This window comes from Pseudomonas sp. 13B_2.1_Bac1 (genome assembly GCF_025466155.1).
GTDB lineage: Bacteria > Pseudomonadota > Gammaproteobacteria > Pseudomonadales > Pseudomonadaceae > Aquipseudomonas > Aquipseudomonas aylmerensis.
In genome coordinates, this window is sequence record NZ_JANLOH010000099.1 from 24,389 (window position 1) to 30,677 (window position 6,289).

Genomic DNA, 6,289 nt, shown 5'->3' on the forward strand with positions numbered 1-6,289 from the left:
CTTGCCCCGCAACCAGGCCGAGAACAACAAAAACTGCCCTAAGGCAGAGCCTGAACTGGTTGGATCGTAGATCAGCAACACAGCGACCAAAGCAATCCGTTTGCTCTTGACTCCCGATTGGGAGTGTCATGAAGGTGAAGCTTCATGGCGAGGGCGATCAACAAAAACAAGAAGCCCGAAATCAATAATAAAAATAGAGCACGCAACTACTTCTGGGGGAGCTTCGGCTCCCCTTGTAGTTTCCGCATGAAACCTCAAGCATTTGACGATTTAAGGCTTATGGCGCAAGGCCTGCAGCTTGTTCCTACACCATCCCCTGACTAAATGCTAGAATCCCCGCCCATCATGCGGTCATTCTTCGTTATGGCCGAACATTCCTTCAAACAGTGCATCCCATGCTGAAGAAGTTGTTCCAGTCATTCCGTTCTCCCTTGCGTCGTACGCAACACAAACGCAGCACGCCTGAAGTGCTCAATAGCAGCCAGCATTCGCTGCAGCGCGCTCAGTTCAGCCGTTATGCAGTGAACATCGTCGAACGTTTGCAGAACGCCGGCTACCAGGCTTATCTGGTCGGCGGTTGCGTACGCGACATGTTGCTCAATATCACACCCAAGGATTTCGACGTCGCCACCAGCGCTACGCCTGAACAGGTCCGTGCCGAGTTTCGCAATGCGCGCATCATCGGCCGCCGCTTCAAGCTGGTGCATATCCACTTCGGCCGCGAAATCATTGAGGTGGCGACCTTCCGCGCCGGCCACCCGCAAAACGATGAAGAGGAAGACACCAACCAGTCTTCCCGCAACGAAAGCGGGCGCATCCTGCGCGACAACGTCTACGGCACCCTGGAAGAAGATGCGCAGCGCCGCGACTTCACCATCAACGCCCTGTATTACGACCCGGTCAGCGAGCGCATTCTCGATTACGCCAATGGCGTGCACGACATCCGCAACAACCTGATCCGCCTGATCGGCGACCCGGTGCAGCGCTACCAGGAAGACCCGGTGCGCATGCTGCGGGCCGTGCGTTTCGCCGCCAAGCTCAACTTCGGCATCGAAAAGCACACGGCCGCGCCGATCCGCGACCTGGCACCGATGCTGCGCGAGATTCCTTCGGCGCGCCTGTTCGAGGAAGTGCTCAAGCTGTTCCTCTCGGGCTACGCTGCCGACACCTTCGAAATGCTCGTCGACCTGCAGCTGTTCGATCCGCTGTTCCCGGCCAGTGCCGAGGCGTTGGAATACAACCCGACGTACACCCACACGCTGATCAGCGAAGCGCTGATCAATACCGACTTGCGCATCAAGCAGAACAAACCGGTGACCCCGGCGTTCCTGTTTGCCGCGCTGTTGTGGCCGGCCCTGCCCAAACGCGTACTGCGCCTGCAAGAGCGTGGCATGCCGCCGATTCCGGCCATGCAGGAAGCGGCTCATGAGTTGATCGCCGAGCAGTGCCAGCGCATCGCCATTCCGAAACGCTTCACCCTGCCGATCCGCGAGATCTGGGACATGCAGGAGCGCCTGCCACGCCGCAGCGGCAAGCGCGCCGACCTGCTGTTGGACAACCCGCGCTTCCGTGCCGGCTACGATTTCCTGCTGTTGCGCGAAAGCGCCGGCGAGCAGACCGATGGCCTGGGTGAATGGTGGACCGACTACCAGGACGCCAATGAAAGCCAGCGCCGCGACATGATTCGCGACCTTGGCAGCAAGGGCGAGAGCGCCGGCGAAGGGCCGAAGAAACGTCGTCGCAGCGGTACCAAGCGCAAGCGCAGCGCCGCCGATGCCTCGGGCGCCGCAGGCGAATAAACGTGGAACGTATCTACATCGGCATGGGCAGCAATCTGGCCGCCCCGGATCAGCAATTGCGCAGCGCCATCGAAGCGCTCGCGCAACTGCCGGGGACCACCGTCGCCGGTGTGTCGGTGTTTTACCAAAGCGATTCCCTGCTCCCGGGCCAACCGCGCTACACCAACGCGGTGGCGGCCCTGGACAGCAGCCTGGCGCCCCTTGAGCTGCTGGATGCGCTGCAAGCCATCGAAAACGATCAGGGCCGCGAGCGCCTCAAGCGTTGGGGGCCGCGCACACTGGACCTGGACATCCTGCTGTTTGGCGATCGCCTGATCGACGAGCCGCGCCTCAAGGTGCCCCATTACCAGATGCACCTGCGCGCGTTTGTGCTGTACCCGCTGGCTGAGTTGGCGCCCGCATCGCTGCAAATGCCCAACGGTCAAACGCTCAACGACTTGCTGACCGCCTGCCCGTTTGTCGGCCTGGAACGCTTGCCCCAAAACTGACTCAATCAATGTGGGAGCTGGCTTGCCTGCGATAGCATCACCTCGGTTTCACTGAAAGACCGAGGCGCCTGCATCGCAGGCAAGCCAGCTCCCACATTTTGTTCACCTACGCCCTCAAAATCCCTTTCCCACTTGCTGAATCGCGTCAGTAACAGCGGTAACACCGCCATCGTAACAATGCGGTAACACATCCAATTGACTTCCCGTGTCCTCCTCACGACTATAGGCGTCCCGCTGCCGCCAACCCGGCGCTGAAGGGCGCAATCCAGGCCTTATAAGCACTGCTCTCAAGACAGTGCGCCTGTATAAACGAAGACTCACGCGCGTTACTCGCTGTTTCCAAGCGCCTGAACGAGGACCCTTTTCATGCCAGACATTACCCTGACCACCTTGCAGAGCCTCAAGCTCAAAGGTGAAAAAATCACCATGCTGACCTGCTATGACGCCACCTTCGCCCAAGCCAGTTGCCAGGCCGGGGTTGAAGTGTTGCTGGTAGGTGACTCCCTGGGCATGGTTCTTCAAGGGAATGACAGCACGCTGCCCGTCACCACCGATGAACTCGCCTATCACACCGCCAGCGTCAAGCGCGGCAACGACGGCGCATTTATCATCGCCGACCTGCCGTTCATGGATTACGCCACTGTCGAGCAGACGTTCCACAACGCTGGCAAACTGATGCGCGCCGGTGCCCATATGATCAAGGTGGAAGGTGCCGTGTGGCTCGCCGAGTCGATTCGCCTGCTGGCTGAACGCGGCGTGCCGGTCTGTGCACATATGGGCCTTACGCCACAGTCGGTGAACATCCTCGGCGGCTACAAGGTACAAGGCCGCAACGAAGCCCAGGCGCGCCAGATGCGTGCCGATGCCATCGCCCTGGAACAAGCGGGCGTTGCGATGATCCTGCTCGAATGCGTGCCCAGCGAACTGGCAGCAGAAATCACCCAGGCCGTCAAAGTACCGGTGATCGGCATTGGCGCAGGCTCGGCCACCGATGGCCAGGTCTTGGTGCTGCATGACATGCTCGGCCTGTCGCTCACCGGCCGCGTGCCGAAGTTCGTGAAAAACTTCATGACCGGCCAGGACAGCATCCACGCCGCGCTGAGCGCCTATGTCGCCGAAGTCAAAGGCGTGACCTTCCCCGGCGCCGAACACGGATTCTCTGCATGAACACCGTAAAAACCGTCCGCGAACTGCGGGCTGCCGTCGCCCATGCCCGTAAAGCCGGCAAACGCATCGGCTTCGTGCCCACCATGGGCAACCTGCACAGCGGCCACGCCACCCTGGTGACCAAAGCCGCGCAACAGGCTGACTTCGTCGTCGCGAGCATCTTCGTCAACCCACTGCAGTTCGGCGCTGGCGAAGACTTGGACAAATACCCGCGGACCTTGGCCGCGGACCAGGAAAAGCTCCTTCAAGCCGGCTGCAACCTGCTGTTCGCGCCGACCGTCGAGGAAATGTACCCCGGCGGCATGAGCGGCCAGACCCGCGTCAGCGTCCCGCAGTTGTCCGAAGGCCTGTGCGGCGCCAGTCGTCCCGGGCACTTCGAGGGCGTGGCGACGGTGGTCAGCAAGCTGTTCAACATGGTCCAGCCGGACATGGCCGTGTTCGGCCAGAAGGACTACCAGCAACTGGCGGTGATTCGCGCCATGGTCCATGACCTGAACATGCCGATCCAGATCATCGGTGAACCGACCGTGCGTGCCGACGACGGCCTGGCGCTTTCATCGCGCAACGGTTACCTCAGCGATGAGCAACGCGCCATCGCCCCGGTGCTGTACCGCAGCCTCAGCCAGATCGCCGCCGCCATCAAAGGCGGTGACCACGATTTCGCCACGCTGCGCGCCGAACAGGTTCGGCAGATCGAAGCCGCCGGGCTGCGCCTGGATTACCTTGAAGTGCGCCAGGGCCTAAACCTGCGCCCGGCCACGCCCGAGGACCGCGATGTGGTGATCCTGGTCGCCGCCTATCTGGGCGCTACCCGCCTCATCGACAACCTGCACCTGAACCTCTGATCCCCCGCCAGTTGCCCTCCTCGCTGTGCCGGTATAAAAAAGTACCGGCCACAGCGCAGACAAAGCCAAGACATATCGACACGCTAGGTTTAATGTAATCGCCCTGCGCTATGGTTAGCGCTGTCCGGAACCCGCCCTTGATGAAAGACTGGACGTTCCGGGCTTTGAAGTGTCCTAAAGGCAGTCCCCGTAATAAAAGGAAACCCGCAGCGATGGCGTACTACCGCACTCCTCATGACGTTACCGCTCTGCCCGCCTGGCAAGCGCTCAATCAACATCGCCAAGCCATGCAGGATTTCAGCATGCGCGAAGCGTTCACTGCCGATCCCCAGCGTTTTTCCCAGTTCACCTTGAGCAGCTGCGGACTTTTCCTCGATTACTCGAAAAACCTGATCACCAGCGAAACCCGCGACCTGCTGGTGGGCCTGGCCAAGGAAGTGAATCTCAAAGGCGCGATCGACGCACTGTACGCCGGCGAGCCAGTCAACTCCTCCGAAGGCCGCCCGGCCCTGCACACCGCACTGCGCCGCCCGGTGGGCGACAAGCTGTCGGTCAACGGCGTGAACATCATGCCGGACGTGCACAAGGTGCTGAACCAGATCACTGACCTGGTCGGCCGCATCCACGACGGCCTGTGGCGTGGCTACACCGAGAAGCCGATCACCGACGTGGTGAACATCGGTATCGGTGGCTCGTTCCTCGGCCCGGAGCTGGTCTCCGAAGCGCTGTTGTCCTACGCCCATAAAGGCGTGCGCTGCCACTACCTGGCGAATATCGACGGCAGTGAGTTCCACGAACTGACCATGAAGCTGCGCGCCGAGACCACGCTGTTTATCGTCTCGTCGAAGTCCTTCAACACCCTCGAAACCCTGAAGAATGCCCAGGCCGCCCGCGCCTGGTACCTGGCCCAGGGTGGCTCGGAAGCCGAGCTGTATCGCCATTTCATCGCCGTATCGAGCAACAACGCGGCAGCGGTGGCCTTCGGTATTCGCGAAGAGAACATCTTCCCGATGTGGGACTGGGTCGGCGGCCGTTACTCGCTGTGGTCGGCCATCGGCCTGCCCATCGCCCTGGCCATCGGCATGTCCAACTTCAAGGAGCTGCTGTCCGGTGCCTACACCATGGACCAGCACTTCCAGAATGCCCCGTTCGAGTCGAACATGCCGGTGCTGCTGGGCCTGCTGGGCGTGTGGTACGGCAACTTCTGGGGAGCGCAGAGCCATGCGATCCTGCCGTACGACCACTACCTGCGTAACATCACCAAGCATTTGCAACAGCTGGACATGGAATCCAACGGCAAGAGCGTGCGCCAGGATGGCACGCCGGTGTCCACCGATACCGGCCCGGTGATCTGGGGCGGCGTCGGCTGCAACGGTCAGCACGCGTACCACCAGTTGCTGCACCAGGGGACCCAACTGATCCCGGCTGACTTCATCGTGCCGATTGTCAGCTTCAACCCGGTGTCCGATCACCATCAGTGGCTGTACGCCAACTGCCTGTCCCAGAGCCAGGCGCTGATGCTCGGCAAGACCCGCAGCGAAGCCGAAGCCGAACTGCGCGACAAAGGCCTGCCGGAAGCCGAAGTGCAGAAGCTGGCGCCGCACAAGGTGATCCCGGGCAACCGCCCGAGCAACACCCTTGTGGTCGAACGGATCAGCCCGCGCCGCCTGGGCGCGCTGGTGGCGATGTATGAGCACAAGGTGTTCGTGCAGAGCGTGATCTGGGGCATCAACGCCTTCGACCAATGGGGCGTGGAGCTGGGCAAGGAGCTGGGCAAGGGCGTCTACAACCGTCTGACCGGCGCCGAAGAAACCTCCGCCGAGGATGCTTCGACCCAGGGCCTGATCAACTACTTCCGCGGTCGTCACCGCGGTTAAAGGGATCGGCACTACACTTACGGTCTGAACCTGCGGGAGCACACCCTGTGTAGGAGCGGGCTTGGGGGGGGGGGGGGGGGGGGGGGCGCCCCCCCCCCCCCCCCCCCCCCCCC

The 6,289-nt window shown here is 61.6% G+C and carries 5 protein-coding genes; all 5 read left to right on the forward strand.

Annotated features, from left to right (window positions below; all coding sequences use genetic code 11):
• Nucleotides 1-395: 395 nt before the first annotated feature.
• Nucleotides 396-1,799, forward strand: coding sequence for a polynucleotide adenylyltransferase PcnB (locus NTD80_RS24395; protein WP_065910290.1), 1,404 nt, complete (start codon nt 396-398; stop codon nt 1,797-1,799).
• A gap of 2 nt (nt 1,800-1,801) precedes the next feature.
• A complete protein-coding gene (folK, locus tag NTD80_RS24400; RefSeq protein WP_262135302.1) occupies nt 1,802-2,287 on the forward strand; it encodes a 2-amino-4-hydroxy-6-hydroxymethyldihydropteridine diphosphokinase in 486 nt (161 codons plus the stop codon).
• Between the two features lie 366 nt (nt 2,288-2,653).
• Nucleotides 2,654-3,454, forward strand: a complete 801-nt coding sequence (panB, locus tag NTD80_RS24405; RefSeq protein WP_262135303.1) for a 3-methyl-2-oxobutanoate hydroxymethyltransferase — start codon at nt 2,654-2,656, stop codon at nt 3,452-3,454.
• Nucleotides 3,451-4,299 (forward strand): pantoate--beta-alanine ligase, encoded by an 849-nt coding sequence (gene panC / locus NTD80_RS24410; RefSeq protein WP_262135304.1) that lies wholly within the window; start codon nt 3,451-3,453, stop codon nt 4,297-4,299. The genes panB and panC overlap by 4 nt, the downstream gene beginning before the upstream one ends.
• A 212-nt stretch (nt 4,300-4,511) precedes the next feature.
• Nucleotides 4,512-6,176 carry a glucose-6-phosphate isomerase gene (gene pgi / locus NTD80_RS24415; protein ID WP_065910282.1) on the forward strand — a complete coding sequence of 555 codons (1,665 nt, stop codon included), beginning with the start codon at nt 4,512-4,514 and terminating at the stop codon, nt 6,174-6,176.
• The last annotated feature ends 113 nt before the right edge of the window (nt 6,177-6,289 follow it).

Excerpts from the sequence above, each read along its gene's own strand:
- panB (WP_262135303.1), top strand. The coding sequence starts at position 2,654 with ATGCCAGACATTACCCTGACCACCTTGCAGAGCCTCAAGCTCAAAGGT.
- pgi (WP_065910282.1), top strand. The coding sequence starts at position 4,512 with ATGGCGTACTACCGCACTCCTCATGACGTTACCGCTCTGCCCGCCTGG.
- panC (WP_262135304.1), top strand. The coding sequence starts at position 3,451 with ATGAACACCGTAAAAACCGTCCGCGAACTGCGGGCTGCCGTCGCCCAT.
- NTD80_RS24395 (WP_065910290.1), top strand. The coding sequence starts at position 396 with ATGCTGAAGAAGTTGTTCCAGTCATTCCGTTCTCCCTTGCGTCGTACG.